Source organism: Herbiconiux sp. VKM Ac-2851 (assembly GCF_013205105.1).
In the GTDB taxonomy this organism is placed as follows: domain Bacteria; phylum Actinomycetota; class Actinomycetes; order Actinomycetales; family Microbacteriaceae; genus Herbiconiux; species Herbiconiux flava.
In genome coordinates, this window is sequence record NZ_JABMLJ010000001.1 from 870200 (window position 1) to 892989 (window position 22790).

Here is a 22790-nt window from a genome sequence, read left to right on the forward strand (position 1 = left end):
GACTACCCGAAGCTCGCGGCGACGTCATCCAGCGCGACCTGGGTGCGCTCCCCCGTCGCCCGATCCCACAGCTCCACGACGCCCTCGGCGACCCCGCGGCCGACGATCACGATGCGCGGCACGCCGATCAGCTCGGCGTCGCCGAACTTCACGCCGGGGCTCACCTTGGGGCGGTCGTCGAAGAGCACGTCGAGGCCCTTCGCCTCGAGGTCGGCGACGACCGACTCGGCCGCCTGGTAGATCTCGGCGTCCCGGCCCGTCGCGATGACGTGCACGTCGAAGGGGGCGACCGAGGGCGGCCAGATGAGGCCCTTCTCGTCGTTGTTCAGCTCCGCGATGATGGCCAGGATGCGCGTGACGCCGATCCCGTAGGAGCCCATCGTCACCGTGACGAGCTTGCCGTTCTCGTCGAGCACCTTGAGGCCCAGTGCCTCGGCGTACTTGCGGCCGAGCTGGAAGACGTGACCGATCTCCATGCCGCGGGCGAGTTCCACCGGCCCGGATCCGTCGGGAGCAGGGTCGCCGGGCCGCACCTCGGCCACCTCGATGGTGCCGTCGGCGGCGAAGTCGCGCCCGGCCACGAGGCCGAACACGTGCTTGCCGTGCACGTTCGCGCCGGTGATCCAGCCGCTGCCGTCGACCACACGGGGGTCGACGAGGTAGCGGATGCCCGTGCTCGACTCGTCGCCGAGCACCGCACCCTCGGGCGTCCAGGGCCCGATGTAGCCCTTGACCAGGCCCGGGTTCTTGGCGAAGTCGGCCTCCGTGGCCGGCTCGACCTCGGCGGGCGCGAAGGCGACCTCCGCGCGCTTGAGGTCGACCTCGCGGTCGCCGGGGAGGCCGACCACGACGACCTCGCGGGTACCGTCGAGGTTCACGAGGGCGAGCACGACGTTCTTCAGTGTGTCGGCCGCCGTCCAGGACCGGCCGTCGGGCCGGGGATGCGAGGCGTTGGCCGCGTCGACGAGCGTCTGGATGGTGGGCGTCTCGGGGGTGTCGTGCACCTCGGCCGGGGTGAGGCCCTCGAACGAGCGGGGCTCGGGTGCGAGGGTGGTGAACGCCTCGACGTTGGCCGCGTAGCCGCCGGCCGAGCGCACGAAGGTGTCTTCACCGACCGGCGTGGGGTGCAGGAACTCCTCGCTCTTCGAGCCGCCCATGGCGCCCGCGTCGGCCTTCACGATCACGTACTCGAGGCCGAGGCGCGTGAAGATGCGCTCGTAGGCGTCGCGCTGGGCCTGGTAGCTCGTGTCGAGCCCGGCGTCGGTGTAGTCGAACGAGTACGCGTCTTTCATCGTGAACTCGCGGCCGCGCAGGAGTCCGGCACGGGGCCGGGCCTCGTCGCGGTACTTGTCCTGGATCTGGTAGATCGACAGGGGCAGGTCTTTGTAGCTGTTGTAGAGGTCCTTCACGAGCAGGGTGAAGACCTCCTCGTGCGTGGGCGCCAGCACGTAGCCCGCGTCCTTGCGGTCGGAGAGCCGGAACATGCCGGGCCCGTACTCGGTGTAGCGGCCGGTGACCTCGTAGGGCTCCTTGGGCAGCAGCGCGGGGAAGTGCACCTCGAAGGCGCCGGCGGCCTCCATCTCCTCGCGGATGATCGCCTCGATCTTCGCCTTCACCCGGAGCCCCAGCGGCAGCCAGGCGAAGATGCCCGGCGCCTGGCGACGGATGTAGCCGGCGCGCACGAGCAGCACATGGCTCGCGACCTCTGCGTCGGAGGGCGATTCCCGCAGCGTGCGGAGGAAGTAGTTGGACAGGCGAGTAGGCACGCACCGAGTCTAGCCAGCACCGCCGACCCGCTCACATCGGCCGCTGCACCTGTGCACAACTCCCGTCATCCCTCCTCCACAGAGCGACGGATGCTCGTCCCTCTCCACAGATCGCAGCCCGACGCCGGAGCGGCCCACGAGGGCGTCCTACCCTCACGGCATGGACACTCTGATTCAGCTGCGGGCTGCCGCGCCGTTCCTGCAGCGCTGCACGACCCCGATCGGCCGGGTCGAGGTCGTGAGCGACGGCGAGGCCGTCACCCGCGTCGCACTCGAGGCGGCCGGGGCGCTGCCGCACGACGGACTCGTCTTCGATTCCGACACGGTCGCCGACGAGGCGATCGCGCAGCTGCTCGACTACTTCGAGGGCAGCCGGCAGCGGTTCACGGTGCCGCTCGCGCACCGCGGCACGCCGTTCCAGGTAGCAGTGTGGCAGGAGCTGGCCGCGCTCGGCTGGGGTGAGCCCACCGACTACGGGGCCATCGCCCGGGCGGTCGGCAAGGCCGGGGCCGGGCGCGCGGTCGGCGGGGCGGTCGCGCTGAACCCGACACCCCTGCTCGTCGGCTGCCATCGGGTGCTCTCGGTGGCGGGGCGCATCACCGGCTGGAGCCACGGCGAGGGCGTCCCGACCAAGGCCTGGCTGCTGTCCCACGAGTCAATCGCGTTCGCGGGGGGTTGACGGCGATGACCGTGTCGAGGCCCCGAAGACCAGCCTCAGATTCCGAGACCGAGTTCAGACCTCCAGCACCAGCTCGCCCGAGGGCGCGAGCGAGAGGCGATGGCCGGCCGCTGCTCCCCACGCGATCAACTCGTCCACCTCCGCGAAGTCGGTGCCGTGCTCCACGAGTGCGCGCACGAGCTCCCCCTTGCCCTTTTTGTTGAAGTGGTTGAGGGCGCGCTTGACGCCGTCCGGGCCCTCGCTGACCACGCGCAGGAAGTGGGCATGGGTGACCGCGGCGGGCACGGGGCCGAGATGAACATAGGCCTCCGAGCGCAGGTCGAGTACGAGCTCGTCGCGGTGGGCCAGCAGCGCCTTCGAGATCGGTGCTCCCCAGGTCGCCTTCAGGCTGTCGCCCTCGAGGCGCGAGTCGTGCGAGAGGCGGTAGGCGGGCACGGGGTCCCCGGCGCCGACGAGACCGAACAGCGCCGAGTGGATGCGCACGTGCCGAGCGGCGAACGAGCGGGCGGAGGCGTCGAGCGAGGGCGCGTCGAGGGCCTCGTAGAGCACGCCCGTGTAGCGGTCCATCGCGGGCAGCGTGGGCGAGACCGTCAGGGCCCGGTTGCGCTCCACCTCGGAGGCGAGCTTCGGGCCGAGCTTGAGGCGCTTCAGCGACTCCTCGCGGTCGCGACTGAGCTGCTTCAAGCGACGCACGGTGGCGCGGCGGGTCGGCGTGAGGCCCGGGTGCGACAGGGCGGCGAGATCGAGCGGGGGGCCGTCTCCCCCGTCGTGCTTGGTCTCCGAGGGCGGGAGCAGGACGAGCATCCGGAATCTTTCTGCACACGAAGCGCGGCGGGAATGCCGAAGACCGCCGGCCCGGCTCACGAGGAGCGGGACCGGCGGCCTTCGAAGAGTGACTACTTGATCAGCTCGGCGTCGCGCGCCACGATCGTGACGGTGTCGTTCTCGACCGAGAGGAACCCGTCGTCGGCACGCGCCACGAGGCGCTCACCGCTCGTCGCGTTGACGCGCACCTCACCGGCAGCGAGGATCGCGAGCATCGGCTCGTGACCGGCCAGGATGCCGATCTCGCCCTCGACGGTCTTGGCGACCACCATCGAGGCCTCGCCGGCCCAGATCTGCTGGTCGGCCGAGACAACGCTGACGTTCAGGGGAGCAGCCATGATCAGCCGTTCTCCTTCTGGATCTGAGCCCACTTCTCTTCGACGTCGGTGATCGGGCCGACGTTGAAGAACGCCTGCTCCGCCACGTGGTCGAACTCGCCCTTGGTGATCGCGTCGAACGACTCGATCGTGTCCTTCAGCGGAACCGTGGAACCCTCGACACCGGTGAACTTCTTCGCCATGTAGGTGTTCTGCGACAGGAACTGCTGGATGCGGCGAGCCCGCGACACGGTGATCTTGTCTTCCTCGGAGAGCTCGTCGACACCGAGGATCGCGATGATCTCCTGCAGCTCCTTGTTCTTCTGCAGGATCTGCTTCACGTTGGTCGCGACACGGTAGTGGTCGGCGCCCAAGTAACGCGGGTCCATGATGCGCGAGGTCGAGGTGAGCGGGTCGATGGCCGGGTAGAGGCCCTTCGACGCGATCTCACGCGAGAGCTCGGTGGTGGCGTCGAGGTGCGCGAACGTGGTCGCCGGAGCCGGGTCGGTGTAGTCGTCGGCCGGCACGTAGATCGCCTGCAGCGAGGTGATCGAGTGGCCACGCGTCGAGGTGATGCGCTCCTGAAGCACACCCATCTCGTCGGCGAGGTTCGGCTGGTAGCCCACCGCGGACGGCATGCGGCCGAGCAGCGTCGACACCTCGGAGCCCGCCTGCGTGAAGCGGAAGATGTTGTCGATGAACAGCAGCACGTCCTGGTTCTGCACGTCGCGGAAGTACTCCGCCATCGTCAGGGCCGACAGGGCGACGCGGAGACGCGTTCCCGGCGGCTCGTCCATCTGGCCGAAGACGAGGGCGGTCTTGTCGAAGACGCCCGCCTCCTCCATCTCGGCGATGAGGTCGTTGCCCTCACGGGTGCGCTCACCGACACCGGCGAACACCGACACACCACCGTGGTCCTGGGCCACACGCTGGATCATCTCCTGGATGAGGACCGTCTTGCCGACGCCCGCACCACCGAAGAGTCCGATCTTTCCACCCAGCACGTAGGGGGTCAGGAGGTCGATCGACTTGATGCCGGTCTCGAAGAGGGAGGTCTTCGACTCCAGCTGGTCGAAGGCCGGGGGCTTGCGGTGGATGGGCCAGCGCTCGGTGATCTCGATCTTCTCGCCGGGAGCTGCGTTCAGCACCTCACCGATCACGTTGAAGACCTTGCCCTTGGTGACGTCACCGACGGGAACCGAGATGGCGGCACCGGTGTCGCGCACCTCCTGACCGCGGACGAGACCGTCGGTCGGGTTCAGGGCGATGGCGCGCACCAGGTCGTCGCCGAGGTGCTGAGCGACCTCGAGCGTGATCTCGGCGCGGTGCTCGCCGATGACGATCGTCGTCTTGAGGGCGTTGTAGACCTCGGGGATGGAGTCGTGCGGGAACTCGATGTCGACCACCGGACCCGTGACGCGTGCGACGCGGCCGACTCCCTGCGGAGTCTCCTCCGCCTTGGTCGGCGCGATGACAGTGTCAGTCATTGTGCTCTCTTTTCTCTGTGTCTACTTGGCTCTGTGACTACTGGCGGAGGCCGGGACGCTTACTTGGCCGAAGCCAAGGCGTCGGCCCCGCCGACGATTTCGGAAATCTGCTGCGTGATCTCGGACTGGCGGGCGTTGTTGGCCAGTCGCGTGAAGTCGCGGATCAGGTTGTCGGCGTTGTCGGAGGCCGACTTCATGGCCTTCTGACGTGCGGCGTGCTCGGCGGCGGCCGACTGCAGCATCGCGTTGAAGATGCGGCTCTCGACGTAGATCGGGAGCAGTGCATCCAGCACGGTGGCCGCGTCGGGCTCGAACTCGTACAGCGGGTAGACCTCGTTCGAGGGCTCGACGGGGGCTTCGCCCTCGACGATCTCGAGCGGTAGCAGACGCACGACCTCGGGAACCTGGCTGACCATGCTCACGAAGCGGTTGTAGACGAGGTGGATCTCGTCGACCCCGCCCTCCTGGTCGTCGAGGTTGTAGGCCTCGACCACCGCGTCGGCGATCTCCTTGGCGATCTCGAACTGGGGCTGGTCGGTGCCGCCCGTCCAGGCCTTCACGCTGGCACGCTTGCGGAAGCTGAAGTAGCCCACCGCCTTGCGGCCGACGAGGTAGAAGACGACGTTCTTGCCCTCGCTCCGCAGGAGCTCGGCCAGCTGCTCCGCCTCCTTCAGGATCGAGGAGGAGAAGGCGCCGGCGAGACCGCGGTCGGAGGTGAAGACCACCACGGCGGCGGTGTCGAGCTTCTCGCGCTCGCTGGTCAGCGGGTGGTCGACGTTGGAGTACGTCGCCACCGCCGACACCGCTCGCGTGATGGCACGGGAGTACGGGGCCGAGGCGGCCACGCGCTGCTGCGCCTTCTGGATGCGCGAGGCGGAGATCAGCTCCATCGCCCTCGTGATCTTCTTGGTCGTCTGGGCCGACTTGATCCTCGACCGATAGACCCTGAGCTGAGCGCCCATGCTTAGCGGCGACCCTTCACGATCTTCTCCTGGCCGACGTCGGCCTTGTCGGTCGCCTGGAACTGCTCCTTGCCCACCGAGGCGAGCGGCTTGCCCTCACCCGTCTGGAACTCGAGCTTGAACTGGTCGACCGCCTTGTCCAGCGCCGCGACGGTGTCGTCGTCGAGCTTGTTGGTCTCGCGGAGCGTGGTGAGGATGTCGGTCGTGCGACCGACGAACTCGAGCAGCTCGGCCTCGAAGCGGAGGATGTCCTCGACCGGGACCTCGTCGAGCTTGCCCTTGGTGCCGGCCCAGATCGAGACGACCTGCTGCTCGACGGGGAACGGCGAGTACTGCGGCTGCTTCAGCAGCTCGGTGAGGCGGGCACCTCGGGCGAGCTGACGGCGCGACGCGGCGTCGAGGTCGGACGCGAACATGGCGAAGGCCTCGAGCGAGCGGTACTGGGCGAGCTCGAGCTTCAGCGTTCCGGAGACCGACTTGATCGACTTGACCTGGGCGTCGCCACCCACTCGCGAGACCGAGATGCCGACGTCGACAGCGGGGCGCTGGTTGGCGTTGAACAGGTCGGACTGCAGGAAGATCTGGCCGTCGGTGATCGAGATCACGTTGGTCGGGATGTACGCCGAGACGTCGTTCGCCTTGGTCTCGATGATCGGCAGACCGGTCATCGAGCCGGCGCCCAGCTCGTCGGACAGCTTCGCGCAGCGCTCGAGCAGACGCGAGTGCAGGTAGAAGACGTCACCCGGGTAGGCCTCGCGTCCCGGCGGACGACGCAGCAGCAGCGACACGGCGCGATAGGCCTCGGCCTGCTTGGACAGGTCGTCGAAGATGATCAGGACGTGCTTGCCGCCGTACATCCAGTGCTGGCCGATGGCCGAGCCGGTGTAGGGCGCCAGGTACTTGAAGCCCGCGGGGTCGGAGGCCGGCGACGCGACGATGGTGGTGTACTCCATCGCTCCGGCGTCTTCGAGGGCGCCGCGCACCGAGGCGATGGTCGAGCCCTTCTGGCCGATGGCGACGTAGATGCAGCGGACCTGCTTGTTGACGTCGCCCGAGTCCCAGTTGGCCTTCTGGTTGATGATCGTGTCGATCGCGATGGCCGTCTTGCCGGTCTGGCGGTCGCCGATGATCAGCTGACGCTGGCCGCGGCCGATCGGGATCATGGCGTCGATGGCCTTGATACCGGTCTGCATGGGCTCGTGCACGCTCTTGCGGGACATGACGCCCGGCGCCTGGAGCTCGAGCTCGCGGCGACCCTCGGCGACGATCTCGCCGAGACCGTCGATCGGGTTGCCGAGCGGGTCGACGACGCGGCCGAGGTAGTTGTCGCCCACGGGGACCGAGAGGACCTCGCCGGTGCGGGTGACTTCCTGGCCCTCTTCGATGCCGGTGAACTCACCGAGCACGATGACACCGATCTCGTCCTCGTCGAGGTTCTGGGCGAGGCCCAGCGTGCCGTCGGCGAAGCGGATCAGCTCGTTGGCCATCACACCGGGGAGGCCCTCGACGTGCGCGATGCCGTCGGCGGCGTCGATGACGTAGCCGACCTCGGTCGTCGAGGCCTTGCCGGGCTCGTAGGCGGCGACGAAGTCTTTGAGAGCGTCGCGGATCTCATCGGGGCGGATCGTAAGTTCAGCCATCGTTTTCCCTTTTCTGATGGGGTATGCCCCCAGTGTGTTCCTGTGCCCTCTGATTAGCCAGCGAGCTGAAGTCTCAAATCGTTGATGCGCGTCGCGACGCTCCCGTCGATGACGTCGTCACCGATCTGGATGCGGACGCCGCCCACCACCGAGGGGTCGATCACCTGGTTGATCCGCACCGGCACCCGATAGCTGCCGGTGAGGGCCTTCTCGAGCCGAGCGATGCGGTCGGAGCTCAGCGGAGCCGCGACGGTGACCGTCGCAACCCGCGAACCGGCCTCGTCGGCCACGATCGTGGACGCGTAGCGGATGAGCTCGCCGATGCGCCGGCCGCGCGGCTGGGTGACCAGCTGACGGACGATCGCGACGGTCTGCTCCGAGGCACGCCCGCCGAGCAGGCGCTCGACCAGGCCGCGCTTCTGCTCGGTGGAGCCGAGCTTCGAGCCGAGCGCCAGCTCGAGCGACGAGTCGCTCGTCACCGCACGGGCGAACTCGAACAGCTCACGGTCGATCGACATCGACGAGGGCGCCGAGAAGGCCACGGCGCGGATGCCGAGCTCCTCGATGCCCGCGAGCAGGTCGTTCTTCGACGACCAGCGGCTGGCGACCACGGTGTCGAGCAGGTCGACCGTGGTCGCGCTGTAGCCGGTGCCGAACAGGCGGCGCACGAGCGTCGCCTTGGCCGCCGGCTCCACTCCGGGGTCGGAGAGGGCTGCCAGCAGGTGCGACGAATCTCCGATGATCCGACCAGCGGCGAAGAGCTCTTCTCCCGTGGCCAGATCGACCGCGCCGGCCACGCTCGACAGACGAGCGGTGGCGCCGGCGAGGGCTTCTCTGGTCGCGCTACCCATGGTGCTACTTCTTTCCCGAGGTGTCGGCCTCGAGGTCGGCGAGGAAGCGGTCGACCAGGGCCGTCGCCTTCGCGTCGTCGGAGAGGGACTCGCCCACGACACCCGATGCGAGGTCGATGGCCAGCGAGCCGACCTCCGAGCGCAGGGACACGAGGGCCGCCTGACGGTCGGCCTCGATCGCGACCTGGGCGTTCGCCTTGGTGCGCTCGGCCTCGTTCTGAGCCTGAGCGGTGACCTCGGCGCCGATGCGCTGGGCGTCGACACGGGCCTGCTCGCGGATCTTCGCGGCCTCGGCGCGTGCCTCGGCCAGCTGGGCGGTGTACTGCTGGAGGGCAGCCTCCGCCTCGCGCTGGGCCTCGTCGGCCTTCTCCATGTTTCCCTCGATCGCGGCGGACCGCTCGTCGAGGAGCTTCTTCATGCGCGGAAGCACGAGCCTCCAGAAGAAGAAGAGGATGACGACGAAGCACACGGCCGACCAGATGATGTCATATGGCGCCGGGATGAGCGGGTTCGTGCCTTCTTCGCCAGCAGCCAGAATTGCGTTCAGCATTCCAGCCTCCTTATCGATCGAAGATGGGCTACTAGGAGGTGAAGATGAAGTACGTCGCGATACCGATGAACGCGAGCGCCTCGGTGAACGCGATACCGATGTACATCAGCACCTGGAGACGGCCGGCGAGCTCGGGCTGGCGGGCGACGCCTTCGATGGTCTTGCCGACCACGATGCCCACGCCGATGGCGGGGCCGATGGCGGCGAGGCCGTAGCCCATGGTCGCGACGTTGCCGGTGACCTCAGCGAGGATCGATACATCTGCCACGTTGTGTTCCCTTTCGTGATGGTGGTTCGGGCGGACGCCTGAACCGCTTAGTGTTCCTCAGCCAGCGCGAGCTGGATGTAGACAGTGGTGAGAAGAGCGAAGACGTAGGCCTGCAGCACCGCGACCAGCACCTCGAAGAGGGTGAAGACGAAGCCGAAGGCCAGCGTGCCGACGCCGAACAGCGAGTAGAAGAAGTTCGTCTGCGTCGCGGTGAAGAAGAAGAACTGCGTGGCCGAGAAGAACAGCACCAGGAGCAGGTGGCCGACGACCATGTTCATCAGCAGTCGGAGCGTCAGCGTCACCGGGCGGAGGATGAAGGTCGAAACCAGCTCGATCGGCGTCACGATGATGTAGAGCGCCTTCGGCACTCCGGGCGGGAACAGCGCGTTCTTGAAGAAGGCACCGGGGTGCTTCTTTATGCCCGCGTAGATGAAGGCGAACCACGCGACGACCGCGAGCACCAGCGGCACACCGATCACCGACGTTCCGGCGATGTTCAGGAACGGGATGATGCCCGTGATGTTCATGAACAGCACCATGAAGAAGATGGTGGTGATCAGCGGCAGGAAGCGACGGCCGTCCTTCTTGCCGAGGAGGTCTTCGGCGATGTTGACCCGCGCGAAGTCGAGCCCCATCTCGACGATGGACTGGAAGCGGCCGGGCACCACCTTCATGCGCCGAGTGCCGAGCCAGAAGATCAGCACGATCGCCAGCACCGCGAGGAAGCGGATCAGGATGATGCGGTTGATCTCGAAATCGGTTCCGGCGAAGAAGATGACTTCGGGGAAGAACTCTTCGATGGACGGGCCGTGGAAACCGCCGTCATCGGAGGTTGCCATGGGGGCTAGCAGGTGCACAGCGTTAGCTATCAGCGCTATCTCCTGTTCGGGGCGTGGAACTGTTCATAGTTCTCGCGACGACGAGCGGGTGGGAGGGGTGCTGCAGGGAGAATGCGAAGGCATTGTCCCGCGGCGGAACGATCTTGACAACCCTATCAAGAGTTAGGGCATCCTGACGAATCGTGAAGCCCTTCACTGCCCACCGGGAAGCCGCACGTCGGAGGCGTAGGGCATCCGGCTGCGTGCCACGACGACCACGTCGACCACGAGGGTGCCGATCACGGCGACGACGATGCTGAGGAACAGCACGACGTCGTTCGTGAAGTCGGCGCCGCGCAGCAGCACCACCAGCACGATGAACAGCGCGAACTTGACGATCCACGAGCCGAGCACGATCACGAAGAACAGCGTCGTGAACAGCGGTGACGCGGCGAAGCGGTTGGCCACCAGGATGCTCGCCGCGGTGATCCCCGCGAACACCAGCACCATCACCGTGCCGATGAGGGCGCTGATCGCCCCCGTCCAGCCGTCGACGAGGTAGCCGACCACTCCCCCGACGACGGCGATGACCAGGGCGAGCACCGCATCCCACTTCAGGATCGTCGAGAACACCCCCGTCGAGGACGGCGTCGGGTAGTTGCCCCGCGGGTCGGGGGTGGGAGCGGGTGCGGGTTCGTTGACGGTCACGGGGTGGACTCCTTGATGTCGTCGGCGGCCGCGTCGAGCGGGTCGTCGCCGGCTTTGGCACGGGCTTCGAGGGTGCCCGCGTCGGCGGACTGGGCGGCGAACTCGCGTCGCTTGGCACGGCTGAGGGGCGACAGCGTCAGCACCGTGCAGACCGCGATCCCGAGACCGAGCACGATGAAGGCGGGCCAGTACGGGTCGAGCACGAAGAAGAGCAGACATCCGATCGAGATGACGGCCGTCCAGGCATAGAAGATCAGCACGGCCTGCAGGTGGCTGTGGCCCATGTCGAGCAGGCGGTGGTGCAGGTGCTTGCGGTCGGCGCTGAACGGGCTCTTGCCCGCCCGCAGCCGACGGATCACCGCGAGGCTGAAGTCGAGCAGCGGGATGATCAGGATGGCGAAGGGCAGCAGGATCGGGATGAACGCCGGCAGCAGCTCCGAGCGACCGAGCTGCGCGGGGTCGACCTGGCCGGTGACCGCGATGGCGCTGGTGGCCATCAGGAGGCCGACGAGCAGCGCTCCGGCGTCGCCCATGAACAGCTTCGCCGGGTGGAAGTTCAGCGGCAGGAAGCCGGCGCAGGCGCCGATCAGCACCGCGGTGATGAGCGAGGCGAGGTTGAAGTAGTCGGTCGGCGAGGTCTCCTGGGCCAGCAGGTAGCTGTAGAGGAAGAACACGCCGTTCGCGATGAGCGCGACGCCGGCCACGAGCCCGTCGAGCCCGTCGATGAAGTTGATGGCGTTCATCACCAGCACGACCGCGAGGATCGTGATGATCAGCGACATCGCGGGCGAGCCGATCCCCCGGGTGTCGCCGATCGGCAGGGAGAGGATCTGCACGCCCTGCCAGGCCAGGAGCCCGGCCGCGAGGATCTGACCGGCGAGCTTGGTGAGCCAGTCCAGGTCCCAGATGTCGTCGGCTACGCCGATGACCACGATGATCAGGGCGGCGCCGAGGATGGCCCAGACCTTGCCGGGCTCGGCGAACACCAGCCGGAACCAGCTGATCTGCGAGGCGACCCCGATGGCGACGACGACACCGAGGAACATCGCGATGCCGCCGAGCCGGGGCGTCGGCCGCGTGTGCACGTCGCGTTCGCGGATCTTCGGGTACAGCCGGTAGCGGTGGCTGAGCTTGTAGATGACCCAGGTCAGACCGAAGGTGACGACGGCCGAGACGAGGGCGACGAGGAGGTAGAAGCGCACGTCAGGCGCCGGGCCCTGGCATGAGCAGCTCGCCGACGACCTCGCGCAGCCGCTCCTCGGAGACGGCCCCGTGGCGCACGACGCGGAGCGTGCCGTCGGGGCGCGTGGCGTCGACGATGGTGGAGGCCACCGCATCCGCCCGCTCTCCCCCGTCGAGGTAGACCGTGACGCTGTCGCCGAGCATGTCGAGCGCCTGCTGCGCCGTGGCGGCGGCGGGCTGCCCGGTGAGGTTCGCGCTCGAGACCGCGAGCGGGCCGGTGTCGGCGAGCAGCTCGAGGGCGATCGGGTCGTTCGGCATGCGCAGCGCGACGGTGCCGCCGGTCTCGCCGAGATCCCAGGCGAGGGAGGGGGTCGCCCGGAGGATGAGGGTGAGGCCACCGGGCCAGAAGGCGTCGACGAGGTCGCGCGCCGAGGCGGGGATGCCGACCGCGAGGGCGTCGAGCGTCGGCGATCCCGGGATGAGCACGGGCGGGGGCGACTGGCGGGTGCGGCCCTTGGCGTCGAGCAGACGCTGCACCGCACGGGGCTGGAACGCGTCGGCGGCCAGCCCGTACACCGTGTCGGTGGGGATGACGGCGAGTTCGCCACGCGCGATCGCGGCACGGGCGAGGCGCATGCCGCTCAGCAGCTCGGTGGACACGGAGCAGTCGTAAAGGGAAGCCATTGCAGGACCAATGATAGCTGGGTCGCCCGGAAGGGCCCGGGAGGCGCTCAGCGCTTGGGGACGCGCCCGCGGCCGAAGATCAGCCAGAGGATCGAGCCGAGGATCGACAGGAAGAACGCCACCAGGATCCAGATGAACTTGCCGAGCCCGCCGTGGTTGGGGTTCTTGACGATCGAGACGACCGTCACGATGAAGACGATCAGGCCGACGATGCCGAATGTGAAGCTGATGGGTTCCATGCTGGAATTCTAGGGGTGCCGGCTCAGGGGGTGCCGGCTTAGGGGGTGCTGACTCAGCGGATGCCGGTGGTCGCCCGGTCGCGCCCCGTGAGGTCGCGGTGGGTGGCCACGGCCCGCCAGCCGTCGGCCCCGAGCAGCGCGCGCATCTCGGCACCCTGCAGGTCGCCGTGCTCGATCACGAGGCTTCCGCCCGGGCGGAGCAGGCGCTTCGCCGTCGCGGAGACGTCGCGCACCACGTCGAGTCCGTCGGGTCCGCCGTAGAGCGCGTGCTCGGGATCGTGCAGGCGCACCTCGGGGTCGCGAGGGATCGCGCCTACCGGGATGTAGGGCGGGTTGGAGGCCACCACGTCGACGGTGCCGTCGAGCTCGGGCAGCGCATCCGCCAGATCGATGAAGACGATGCGGGCGTTCTCGGCGCCCACCGAGCGCAGGTTCTGCTTCGCCCAGACGAAGGCGGCCGTCGAGTTCTCGACCGCCACGACCTCGGCGTGCGGCACCTCGGTGGCCAGCGACAGGGCGATGGCCCCGCTGCCCGTGCCGAGGTCGACGGCGAGCGGATGCGCGCCCTCCGCGGGCACCACGGCGCGCAGGGCGTCGATCGCCAGCTGCGCCACGAACTCGGTCTCGGGCCGCGGCACGAAGACCCCGGGGCCCACCGCGAGCTCGAGGGAGCGGAACCAGGCGACCCCCGTGATGTGCTGGAGCGGCTCGCGGGCGACGCGGCGCTCGACCGCCTCGGCGATCGCCACGGTGTCCTCGGCGCCGAGCGCCGCATCCGTCACCACGAGCGACTGGACGCGGCCGCGCGAGGCGCCCAGAACGTGGCCGATCAGGAGCTCCGCGTCGACCTCGGGGTCGGTGACCCCGCTGGCGCGCAGGATCGCACTCGAGCGCTCGAAGATCGAGCGCACGGTCGCGGGGGCGCCGGTCGCGGTGTCGATGAGGGTCATCGCGCGGTCGTCCGGGATTCGTTCGTCATCGTCGGTCGCTCGTTCGTCACGCCTCGCCGCCGAGGGCGGCCAGACGGCTCTCCTCGTCGGCGGTGATGGCGGACTGGATGATCGGCTCGAGAGCGCCGTCCATCACCTGGTCGAGGTTGTAGGCCTTGTACCCGGTGCGGTGGTCGGCGATGCGGTTCTCGGGGAAGTTGTAGGTGCGGATGCGCTCCGAGCGGTCGACCGTGCGGATCTGGCTGCGGCGCGCGGCGCTGGCCTCGGCGTCGATCTCCTCCTGCTGCTTCGCGAGGATGCGGGCGCGCAGCACGCGCATGCCGGCCTCACGGTTCTGCAGCTGGCTCTTCTCGTTCTGCATCGACACCACGATGCCCGTGGGCAGGTGGGTGATGCGCACGGCGGAGTCGGTGGTGTTCACCGACTGGCCGCCGGGTCCGGAGGAGCGGAAGACGTCGATCTTGAGATCGTTCGGGCTGATCTCGACCTCTTCGGGCTCGTCGACCTCGGGGAAGACGAGCACGCCGGCCGCGGAGGTGTGGATGCGCCCCTGCGACTCGGTGGCCGGCACGCGCTGCACGCGGTGCACGCCGCCCTCGTACTTCAGGTGCGCCCAGACGCCCTCGGCGGGGTCGGTCGAGCGGCCCTTGACGGCGACCTGCACGTCCTTGTAGCCGCCGAGATCGCTCTCGGTGCGCTCGAGGAGCTCGGTCTTCCAGCCCTTCGACTCGGCGTAGTGCAGGTACATGCGCAGCAGGTCGGCGACGAAGAGCATGCTCTCCGCTCCGCCCTCGCCGGCCTTGATCTCCATGATCACGTCGCGGGCGTCGTCGGGGTCGCGCGGGATGAGGAGGCGCCGCAGGCGCTCCTCGTTCTCGGCGGCCGTCGCCTCGAGCGCCGGCACCTCGTCGGCGAACGCCTGGTCTTCCGAAGCCAGCTCGCGGGCCGCCTCGAGGTCGTCGACGCTCTGCTCCCAGGCCGTGTGCGCGGCCACGATGCGGCTGAGCTCGGCGTAGCGGCGGTTGACGCGCTTGGAGCGCGCCGCATCGCCGTGCAGCTCGGGATCGCTCAGCTGGCGCTGCAGGTCGTCGTGCTCGGCCTGCAGCGTGGCCACCGACTCGAACATCACTCGCCCTTGTGGGCGCCGAAGCCGTTGCTGTGGTTCGACGCGCTGTGGTTGCCGTGGCCCTGCGCGGGGGCGGGCATCGACTTCTGCACCTGCATCAGGAACTCCACGTTCGAGGAGGTCTCCTTGAGGCGGCCGAGCACGATCTCCAGCGCCTGCTGGGGGTCGACCCCGGCGAGGGCGCGACGAAGCTTCCAGGTGATCTTGGTCTCGTCGGCGCCCATCAGGAGCTCCTCGCGGCGGGTGCTCGACGCGTTCACGTCGACCGCCGGGAAGATGCGCTTGTCGGCGAGCTGACGCGAGAGGCGCAGCTCGGAGTTGCCGGTGCCCTTGAACTCCTCGAAGATCACCTCGTCCATCTTCGAGCCGGTCTCGACCAGCGCGGTGGCGAGGATGGTCAGCGAACCGCCGTTCTCGATGTTGCGCGCGGCTCCGAAGAAGCGCTTCGGCGGGTAGAGCGCCGAGGCGTCGACACCGCCCGAGAGGATGCGGCCCGAGGCCGGCGACGCCAGGTTGTAGGCGCGGCCGAGTCGGGTGATCGAGTCGAGCAGCACGACGACGTCGTGACCGAGCTCCACCAGGCGCTTGGCGCGCTCGATGGCGAGCTCGGCGACCGTGGTGTGGTCTTCGGCCGGACGGTCGAAGGTCGAGGCGATGACCTCGCCCTTGACGGTGCGCTGCATGTCGGTGACCTCTTCGGGCCGCTCGTCGACCAGCACGACCATGAGGTGCACCTCGGGGTTGTTGGTCGAGATCGCGTTGGCGATCTGCTGCAGCACGATGGTCTTGCCGGCCTTGGGCGGTGCGACGATGAGGCCGCGCTGGCCCTTGCCGATGGGGGCGACCAGGTCGATGATGCGCTGGGTCAGCTTGCCGGGCTCGGTCTCCAGGCGCAAGCGCTCCTGGGGGTAGAGCGGGGTCAGCTTGCCGAACTCCACGCGGTTCTGCGCCTCGTCGACGGGCAGGCCGTTGATCGACTCGATGCGCACGATCGCGTTGTACTTCTGGCGGCCGTTCGAGTCGCCCTCGCGCGGCTGACGGATCGAGCCGACGACGGCGTCGCCCTTGCGCAGGTTGTACTTCTTGACCTGGCCGAGCGAGACGTAGACGTCGCTGTTGCCGGGCAGGTAGCCGCTCGTGCGCACGAAGGCGTAGTTGTCGAGGATGTCGAGGATGCCCGCGACGGGGATGAGCACGTCGTCCTCGGAGATCTCGGGCTCGACGTCGTCGCCGCCGGTCTGACCGCGACGCTTGCGGTCGCGGTAGCGGTTGCGGGCGCCCCGCTCGCTGCGGTCGCCCTGCTCGCCGTTGCGGCGCTCGTCGAACTGCTCCTGCTGGCGGGCCTCGCTGGGCTCGCCCTGGCTGCGCTCTGAGCGGTCGGTGCGGTCGGTGCGGTCTGAGCGATCGTTGCGGTCGGCGCCGCGGTCGTTGGCGCGATCGTTCTGGCGGTCGCCGCGGTCGTTGCCGCGATCGTTCTGAACGCGGTCGTTCTGCTGCTGACCGTTCTGGCGGTCACCGCGATCGTTGCCGCGGTCGTTCTGGCGGTCGTTCTGCTGACCGTTCTGCGCGGCCTGACCATTCTGGCGGTCGTTCTGCGCGGCCTGACCGTTCTGGCGGTCGTTCTGCGCAGCCTGGCCGTTCTGAGCGGGCTGAGCGTTCTGCTGCTGACCGTTCTGGGCAGAGCCGTCGGCGTTCTCAGCCGCGTTGCCACCGCGTCCACGGCGGTTGCGACCACGGCCGCGACCCTCACGGGGTGCCTGCTCGGTCTGCTCGGACTGCTCACCCTGCTCCGCGGAGCCAGCGGCGTTGCCGCCCTCGGCCGGAGCCTCGGTGCTTGCGGTGTCAGCGGGGAGGATGGGCGCCTCGGCGCTCTCGTGGTTGGCGTGACCGCCGGCGCTCACCCGTTCGGTGCTCACCCGCTCGGTGCTCACCCGGCGCGAGCGGCGCTTGGGTGAGACCGGGCCCTCGGGGAGCTCGATCACGATCGGCTCCTTGGGGGCCGATCCGGTGGAAGGAGCCGCACGGAGCAGCTCGTCGGGGATGATCGGGCCGGCCAGATCGGCGGCCGGCGCCTCAGCGGCGGGGGCCTCGGCGGCGGGCGCCTCGGCGGCAGGCGCCTCGGCAGCCGGAGCAGCGGCGTCGGCAGCCGGCGCGTCGGCGCCAGCGGCCGGCGCCTCGGCGGCAGCGACCTCAGCCGCGGGGGCCTCGGCAGCGGGGGCCTCGGAGGAGAGCGCATCGACGGGCAGGTCGAGCGTGGCCGCAGTGGCAGCGGGCAGGTCGTCGCCCTGCTGCACACGGCGGATGGCCTCGACGAGCTCGCCCTTGCGGAGCTTCGAGGCGCCGGCCATGCCGAGCTGCGCGGCGATGGCCTGCAGTTCGGAGACCTTGAGCGTCGAGAGCTCGGGGGTGGTGTTGACGTCAGTCACGGAGATGGTGTCCTTCCCCTGCCGGCATCAGAGGCGAGGCAGAGAACTGCTGCGGAAGGGGGACGCAGACAGCTGCGAGGAATCACACTGCAGATGCGGTGGGATGCAACACGAGCCGGATACGTCTCTGCACGCGGCAGGAAATGAGTTGAGGAAATGCGACCAGGGATGGTGATCAGATGCACAAGACATCAGATGCGCAGGTATTCAGATCTGCGAAAACTGAGGCTAGTTCTGATTCTCCGGGTGCACGACCACTGTAGCACCTTTGAAGTCCACGGCCAGAACGAGCGATTCCCAGGGTGTCGCGGCCTTCGAGGCCACCAGATCGGCGGCGGCCTGACGCTGTCCGGGGTCGCTGCAGAGCACCAGGATGCTCGGCCCGGCACCCGAGACGACGGCCGGGAAGCCCTCCGCCCGCAGCGCCCGGATGAGCCGGTCGGTCTCGGGCATGGCGCTCGCCCGGTAGCTCTGGTGCAGCTTGTCCTCTGTGGCCGCGAGCAGCAGCTCGGGGCTCTGGATGAGGGCGGCGATCAGGAGCGTCGAGCGCGAGACGTTGAAGATGGCGTCGGCGTGCGGCACCGATTCGGGCTGCAGGCTCCGCGCCAGCGCCGTCGACATGGTCTCGTGCGGCACGAGCACGAGCGGCGAGACGCCGCGGTGCACGATCAGCTTCTTCGACTGCGGGCCCTCGGGCGTGACCCACGCGATGGTGAGGCCGCCGAACAGGGCCGGAGCCACGTTGTCGGGGTGGCCTTCGAGCTCGGTCGCGAGCGCGAGGAGACCGAGCGAGTCGATCTCGACGATGCCCTCGAGCAGGCCCTTGGCCGCCATGATGCCCGAGACGATGGCCGCACCGGAGGAGCCGAGCCCCCGGCCGTGCGGGATGACGTTATGCGCCTCGAGGTGGAGGTTCGGCATCTCCTGGCCGAGCGCCGCGAAGGTGTGGGCGATGGCGCGCACCACGAGGTTCGACTCGTCGGTGGGCACCTCCCCCGCGCCGACGCCGTGCACGTCGACGAAGACCCCGGGCTCGGGGCGCACGGTGACCGTGAGCTCGTCGTACAGCGCGAGCGCGAGCCCCAGCGTGTCGAAGCCGGGGCCGAGGTTCGCGGTGGTCGCCGGAACCCGCACCGTGACGGTCGTGCCCACCTGGGGACCGGCCGAGACGGCCGCGCTCACAGGGCCGCCTTCTGCAGCCGCGCTCACAGGGCCGCCTTCTGCAGCCGCGCTCACAGGGCCGCCTTCTGCAGCCCGAGCACGCCCGCGACCTCCGCGGCGTCGACGGGGACGATCGTCGGGGTGACCTCGCCGCCGTCCGCGGTGCGGAGCGCCCACTGCGGGTCCTTCAGGCCGTGACCCGTGACCGTGATGACGACGGTCGCACCGGCGGGGATGACCCCGGCCTCGGAGCGCTCCAGCAGTCCGGCCACGCCGATCGCGGAGGCGGGCTCGACGAACACGCCGACCTCGGCCGAAAGCAGGCGGTGCGCCGCGAGGATGTGCTCGTCGCTGATGGCACCGAAGTAGCCGTCGGTGGCCTCACGGGCCGCGATCGCGAGCTCCCACGACGCCGGGTTGCCGATGCGGATGGCGCTGGCGATGGTGTCGGGGTTGCGCACTATCTCACCGAGCACGATGGGCGCGCTGCCCGAGGCCTGGAAGCCGAACATGCGCGGCAGCTTCGTGGTGACGCCGCGCTCCAGCTCCTCGGTGTAGCCGCGGGAGTACGCGGTGTAGTTACCCGCGTTGCCGACCGGCAGCAGGTGGAAGTCGGGCGCATCCTGCAGCACCTCGACCACCTCGTAGGCGGCGGTCTTCTGACCGGCGATGCGGTCGGGGTTCACCGAGTTGACGAGGTGCACCGGGTAGTTCGTGGCCAGCTCGCGGGCGAGGTCGAGGCAGTCGTCGAAGTTGCCCTGCACCTGGATGAGCTGCGCGTTGTGCGCGATGGCCTGGCTGAGCTTGCCGAGCGCGATCTTGCCCTCGGGCACCAGCACGGCGGCGGTGATGCCGGCGTGGGTGGCGTAGGCGGCGGCCGAGGCGGAGGTGTTGCCGGTGGAGGCGCAGATGACGGCCTTCGCACCGTGCTCGACGGCCTTGGAGATGGCCATCGTCATGCCGCGGTCTTTGAACGAGCCGGTGGGGTTCATGCCCTCGTACTTGATGTAGACCTTCGCGCCGGTGCGGGCGGACAGTGCCGGGGCCGGGATGAGAGGAGTGCCACCCTCGCCGAGCGTGACGACGGGCGTCGCGTCGGTGATGTCGAGGCGGTCGGCGTATTCGCGCAGGACCCCGCGCCACTGGCGTGACTCGATGCCGCGTGACTCGATGCCGTGGGAGGGGATGCGGGCGGTGGTGTCGGCCACTAGGGCGTGTCTCCTTCAACTCGTAGCACTGACTCGACCCGAACGACGGCGTCGTGGGCCGAGACAGCGGCCACCGTGGCCGCGAGTGCGGCCTCCGTGGCTTCGTGCGTGATGATCACAAGGGTAGCGGTGAGCGGCTGATCGCCCGACCGGCCCGCCGCGGCACTCGCGACGGTCTGCTGCAGGGCCTCGACCGAGACGCCGTGCTCGCTGAACAGGCCGGCGATCTGAGCGAGCACACCGGGCTTGTCGGTGACGACGAGCGTGAGCTGGTAGCGGGTGGTGACCGAGCCGATGCCGAACACCGGCAGGTTCGCGTGCACCGACTCCCCCACGCCCGGGCCTCCGGCGACGTGGCGGCGCGCGGCCGAGACGAGGTCGCCGAGCACGGCCGACGCGGTCTCGGTGCCGCCCGCTCCTGCGCCGTAGAACATCAGGTCGCCGGCGGCCTCGGCCTGCACGAAGACGGCGTTCTTGGCGTCGTGCACGGCGGCGAGCGGATGACGCCGGCTGATCAGGGCCGGATGCACGCGCGCGACGACGCCCTCGACACCGGTCTCCGGGTCGGTCAGCCGCTCGCAGATCGCGAGCAGCTTGACCACGAAGCCGGCCTTCTCGGCCGCCTCGACCTGCGCGGCGGTGACCGTGGTCATGCCCTCACGGTGCACGGCCTCGACCGGCACCGCCGTGTGGAAGGCCAGGCTCGCGAGGATCGCAGCCTTCTGCGCGGCGTCATAGCCCTCGACGTCGGCGGTGGGGTCGGCCTCGGCGTAGCCGAGCTCGGTGGCCACGGCCAGGGCGTTCTCGAAGCTGTCGCCCTGCACGTCCATCCGGTCGAGGATGAAGTTCGTCGTGCCGTTCACGATGCCCATCACGCGCTTCACCCGGTCGCCCGCGAGCGAGTCGCGCAGGGGCCGGATGATCGGGATGGCACCGCCGGCGGCCGCCTCGTAGTAGAGCTGGGCGCCCACCTGCTCGGCGGCGGCGAAGAGCTCCGGCCCGTGGGTCGCCAGCAGCGCCTTGTTGCCCGTGACGACGTCGGCGCCGGAGTTGATGGCGGCGAGGATGTACTGCTTGGCCGGCTCGATGCCGCCCATCAGCTCGATCACGACGTCGGCCGACTGGATCAGCGTCAGCGCGTCGGTGGTCAGCAGCTCGCGCGGGATGTCGACGTCGCGCTTCGCGTCGACGTCGCGCACGGCGACTCCCACGAGCTCGAGGCCGGCGCCCACGCGGGCGGCGAGCTCGTCGCCGTGCTCCAGCAGCAGTCGGGCGACCTGCGAGCCGACGGAGCCGGCGCCGAGCAGGGCGATGCGGAGGTTGCGGTATTCGATCATCGGTCGGCTCCGTTGTCGGCAGGTGAAGTGGGGGCGCTGTAGCCGGCGTCGCGCGCCAGCAGGTCGTGCTCGGTCTCGCGGCGAACGAGCACCCGGGCCTCGCCGTCGGCCACGGCCACGACGGCCGGCCGGGTGAGGTAGTTGTAGTTGCTCGAGAGCGAGAAGCAGTACGCGCCGGTCGCGGGCACCGCGACGAGGTCGCCCGGGCGCACGTCGCCCGGGAGGTAGTCGGCGTTCACGACGATGTCGCCGCTCTCGCAGTGCTTGCCCGCGATGCGGACGAGGGCGGGCTGCGCATCCGTCACCCGGCTCGCCAGGCGCACCGAGTAGTCGGCCCCGTAGAGCGCGGTGCGCGCGTTGTCGCTCATGCCGCCGTCTACGCTGACGTAGCGCCGGACGGCCTCGGTGGAGGGGGCCGCGTCTTCGCCCGGCACGGTGACGAGAACGTCCTTGATCGTGCCGACCTCGTAGAGGGTGACGCCGGCCGGGCCGACGATGGAGCGGCCGGGCTCGAACGCGAGGGCCGGCACGGGGATGCCGAGACGCGCGCACTCGCGGGCGACCGAGCCGACGATGGCGTGGGCGAGTTCAGCGACCGGGGTGGGGTCGTCGGCCGAGGTGTAGGCGATGCCGAAGCCGCCGCCGAGGTTGAGGCCCGGCACCTCGCCGCCCGCGAGCAGCTCGGCGTGCACCTCGAGCAGGCGGGCCGCCGACTCGGCGAAGCCGTCGGAGCCGAAGATCTGCGAGCCGATGTGGCAGTGCAGGCCGAGGAAGCGCAGGGAGTCGTGCGAGCGGATGGTCGAGGCGTACTCGACGGCCTGGTCGAGCCGCACGCCGAACTTCTGGTCTTCGTGGGCGGTGGCGAGGAAGTCGTGGGTGTGCGCGTGCACGCCGCTGTTGACGCGCAGGCGCACGGCCTGCACGCGGCCGTGCCGGGCGGCCGCCTCGGCGACCCGCTCGATCTCGATGGCGCTGTCGATGACGACCACGCCGATGCCCGCGCCGACCGCGCGGTCGATCTCGGCGACGGACTTGTTGTTGCCGTGGAGGCCGAGGCGCGCGGGGTCGGCGCCGGCCGCGAGGGCGACGGCGAGCTCGCCGCCCGAGCAGACGTCGATCCAGAGGCCGTCCTCGGCCATCCAGCGGGCGACGTCGACCGTGAGCAGCGCCTTGGCGGCGTAGTAGACGGTGGCGGTGGTGCCGATCGCGGCGGCCTCGGCGGCGAAGGCGTCGCGGATACCCCGGGCGCGCGCCCGCGCATCCGCTTCGTCGATGACGTAGAGCGGGGTGCCGAAGCGCTCGGCCAGGGCGGAGGCGGAGACGCCGGCTACGGTGATCTCACCGGAGGCGTCACGGGCGGCGTTCTGCGGCCAGACCGCGGCATCGAGGGCGTTCGCGTCGTCGGGGTGCTGCAGCCAGGCGGGGGCGATGGGGCTGACGGTCATGGGCTGATCCCTAGTGCTGGAGGAAGCGGCGTGCTGGAGGGAGCGGCGCCGGTCTCGGGCAGGCTGAGGGCCAGAGGGGACGGCGACGATCCGGGCGGCGGCCGCGGTGCGGCGCAGGGGCGAGCGGACCTGGCTTGGTCCCTGAAGCCGTCGCGCGAGGC

22 protein-coding genes are annotated in these 22790 nt (G+C 69.5%); 1 reads left to right on the forward strand and 21 read right to left on the reverse strand.

Going from position 1 to position 22790, the window contains the following annotated elements; genetic code table 11:
• Positions 1–2: 2 nt before the first annotated feature.
• Positions 3–1766 (reverse strand): proline--tRNA ligase, encoded by a 1764-nt coding sequence (locus HQQ85_RS04035; protein ID WP_173181195.1) that lies wholly within the window; start codon positions 1764–1766, stop codon positions 3–5.
• A gap of 160 nt (positions 1767–1926) precedes the next feature.
• Between HQQ85_RS04035 and HQQ85_RS04040 the strand changes: the two genes are divergently transcribed.
• The gene (locus tag HQQ85_RS04040) at positions 1927–2445 is read left to right on the forward strand and encodes a methylated-DNA--[protein]-cysteine S-methyltransferase (protein ID WP_254069099.1); all 519 of its coding nucleotides are present in this window, start codon (positions 1927–1929) and stop codon (positions 2443–2445) included.
• Between the two features lie 54 nt (positions 2446–2499).
• On the opposite strand, the gene HQQ85_RS04045 is transcribed toward HQQ85_RS04040, so the two are convergent.
• The 20 genes from HQQ85_RS04045 to lysA form a co-directional block, all read right to left on the reverse strand.
• Entirely contained in the window at positions 2500–3249 is a 750-nt protein-coding gene (locus tag HQQ85_RS04045) for a YaaA family protein (RefSeq protein ID WP_173181196.1), read from the reverse strand.
• A 92-nt stretch (positions 3250–3341) separates the two neighbouring features.
• Entirely contained in the window at positions 3342–3608 is a 267-nt protein-coding gene (locus tag HQQ85_RS04050; RefSeq protein WP_173181197.1) for a F0F1 ATP synthase subunit epsilon, read from the reverse strand.
• 2 nt (positions 3609–3610) lie between these two features.
• Positions 3611–5074 (reverse strand): F0F1 ATP synthase subunit beta, encoded by a 1464-nt coding sequence (atpD, locus tag HQQ85_RS04055; protein ID WP_173181198.1) that lies wholly within the window; start codon positions 5072–5074, stop codon positions 3611–3613.
• Between the two features lie 59 nt (positions 5075–5133).
• Positions 5134–6036 (reverse strand): F0F1 ATP synthase subunit gamma, encoded by a 903-nt coding sequence (locus HQQ85_RS04060; RefSeq protein WP_173181199.1) that lies wholly within the window; start codon positions 6034–6036, stop codon positions 5134–5136.
• 2 nt (positions 6037–6038) lie between these two features.
• On the reverse strand, positions 6039–7676 hold the full coding sequence (atpA, locus tag HQQ85_RS04065) for a F0F1 ATP synthase subunit alpha (RefSeq protein ID WP_173181200.1): 1638 nt from the start codon (positions 7674–7676) through the stop codon (positions 6039–6041).
• A 53-nt stretch (positions 7677–7729) separates the two neighbouring features.
• Entirely contained in the window at positions 7730–8527 is a 798-nt protein-coding gene (locus tag HQQ85_RS04070) for a F0F1 ATP synthase subunit delta (RefSeq protein WP_173181201.1), read from the reverse strand.
• Between the two features lie 4 nt (positions 8528–8531).
• Positions 8532–9077: a F0F1 ATP synthase subunit B gene (locus tag HQQ85_RS04075; protein WP_173181202.1), complete on the reverse strand. Its 546-nt coding sequence runs from the start codon at positions 9075–9077 to the stop codon at positions 8532–8534.
• Positions 9078–9108: 31 nt separating this feature from the next.
• A complete protein-coding gene (gene atpE / locus HQQ85_RS04080; RefSeq protein WP_173181709.1) occupies positions 9109–9297 on the reverse strand; it encodes an ATP synthase F0 subunit C in 189 nt (62 codons plus the stop codon).
• A gap of 95 nt (positions 9298–9392) precedes the next feature.
• Positions 9393–10184 carry a F0F1 ATP synthase subunit A gene (gene atpB, locus HQQ85_RS04085; RefSeq protein ID WP_173181203.1) on the reverse strand — a complete coding sequence of 264 codons (792 nt, stop codon included), beginning with the start codon at positions 10182–10184 and terminating at the stop codon, positions 9393–9395.
• A 192-nt stretch (positions 10185–10376) separates the two neighbouring features.
• The gene (locus tag HQQ85_RS04090) at positions 10377–10871 is read right to left on the reverse strand and encodes a hypothetical protein (protein ID WP_173181204.1); all 495 of its coding nucleotides are present in this window, start codon (positions 10869–10871) and stop codon (positions 10377–10379) included.
• Complete coding sequence (locus HQQ85_RS04095) at positions 10868–12073, reverse strand: MraY family glycosyltransferase (RefSeq protein WP_173181205.1); 1206 nt, start codon at positions 12071–12073, stop codon at positions 10868–10870. Before HQQ85_RS04095 ends, HQQ85_RS04090 begins: the two co-directional genes overlap by 4 nt.
• Position 12074: 1 nt before the next feature.
• A complete protein-coding gene (locus tag HQQ85_RS04100; protein WP_173181206.1) occupies positions 12075–12737 on the reverse strand; it encodes an L-threonylcarbamoyladenylate synthase in 663 nt (220 codons plus the stop codon).
• Positions 12738–12784: 47 nt separating this feature from the next.
• Positions 12785–12976 carry a PLDc N-terminal domain-containing protein gene (locus HQQ85_RS04105; RefSeq protein ID WP_173181207.1) on the reverse strand — a complete coding sequence of 64 codons (192 nt, stop codon included), beginning with the start codon at positions 12974–12976 and terminating at the stop codon, positions 12785–12787.
• 53 nt (positions 12977–13029) lie between these two features.
• Entirely contained in the window at positions 13030–13926 is an 897-nt protein-coding gene (prmC, locus tag HQQ85_RS04110) for a peptide chain release factor N(5)-glutamine methyltransferase (protein ID WP_173181208.1), read from the reverse strand.
• Positions 13927–13972: 46 nt separating this feature from the next.
• On the reverse strand, positions 13973–15052 hold the full coding sequence (prfA, locus tag HQQ85_RS04115; protein ID WP_173181209.1) for a peptide chain release factor 1: 1080 nt from the start codon (positions 15050–15052) through the stop codon (positions 13973–13975).
• A complete protein-coding gene (gene rho, locus HQQ85_RS04120; protein WP_173181210.1) occupies positions 15052–17478 on the reverse strand; it encodes a transcription termination factor Rho in 2427 nt (808 codons plus the stop codon). The genes prfA and rho overlap by 1 nt, the downstream gene beginning before the upstream one ends.
• 228 nt (positions 17479–17706) lie before the next feature.
• On the reverse strand, positions 17707–18660 hold the full coding sequence (thrB, locus tag HQQ85_RS04125; protein WP_173181211.1) for a homoserine kinase: 954 nt from the start codon (positions 18658–18660) through the stop codon (positions 17707–17709).
• A gap of 50 nt (positions 18661–18710) precedes the next feature.
• Complete coding sequence (thrC, locus tag HQQ85_RS04130) at positions 18711–19796, reverse strand: threonine synthase (protein WP_173181710.1); 1086 nt, start codon at positions 19794–19796, stop codon at positions 18711–18713.
• Positions 19797–19846: 50 nt separating this feature from the next.
• A complete protein-coding gene (locus tag HQQ85_RS04135) occupies positions 19847–21184 on the reverse strand; it encodes a homoserine dehydrogenase (protein ID WP_173181212.1) in 1338 nt (445 codons plus the stop codon).
• Positions 21181–22629 (reverse strand): diaminopimelate decarboxylase, encoded by a 1449-nt coding sequence (lysA, locus tag HQQ85_RS04140; RefSeq protein ID WP_173181213.1) that lies wholly within the window; start codon positions 22627–22629, stop codon positions 21181–21183. Before lysA ends, HQQ85_RS04135 begins: the two co-directional genes overlap by 4 nt.
• Positions 22630–22790: the final 161 nt, after the last annotated feature.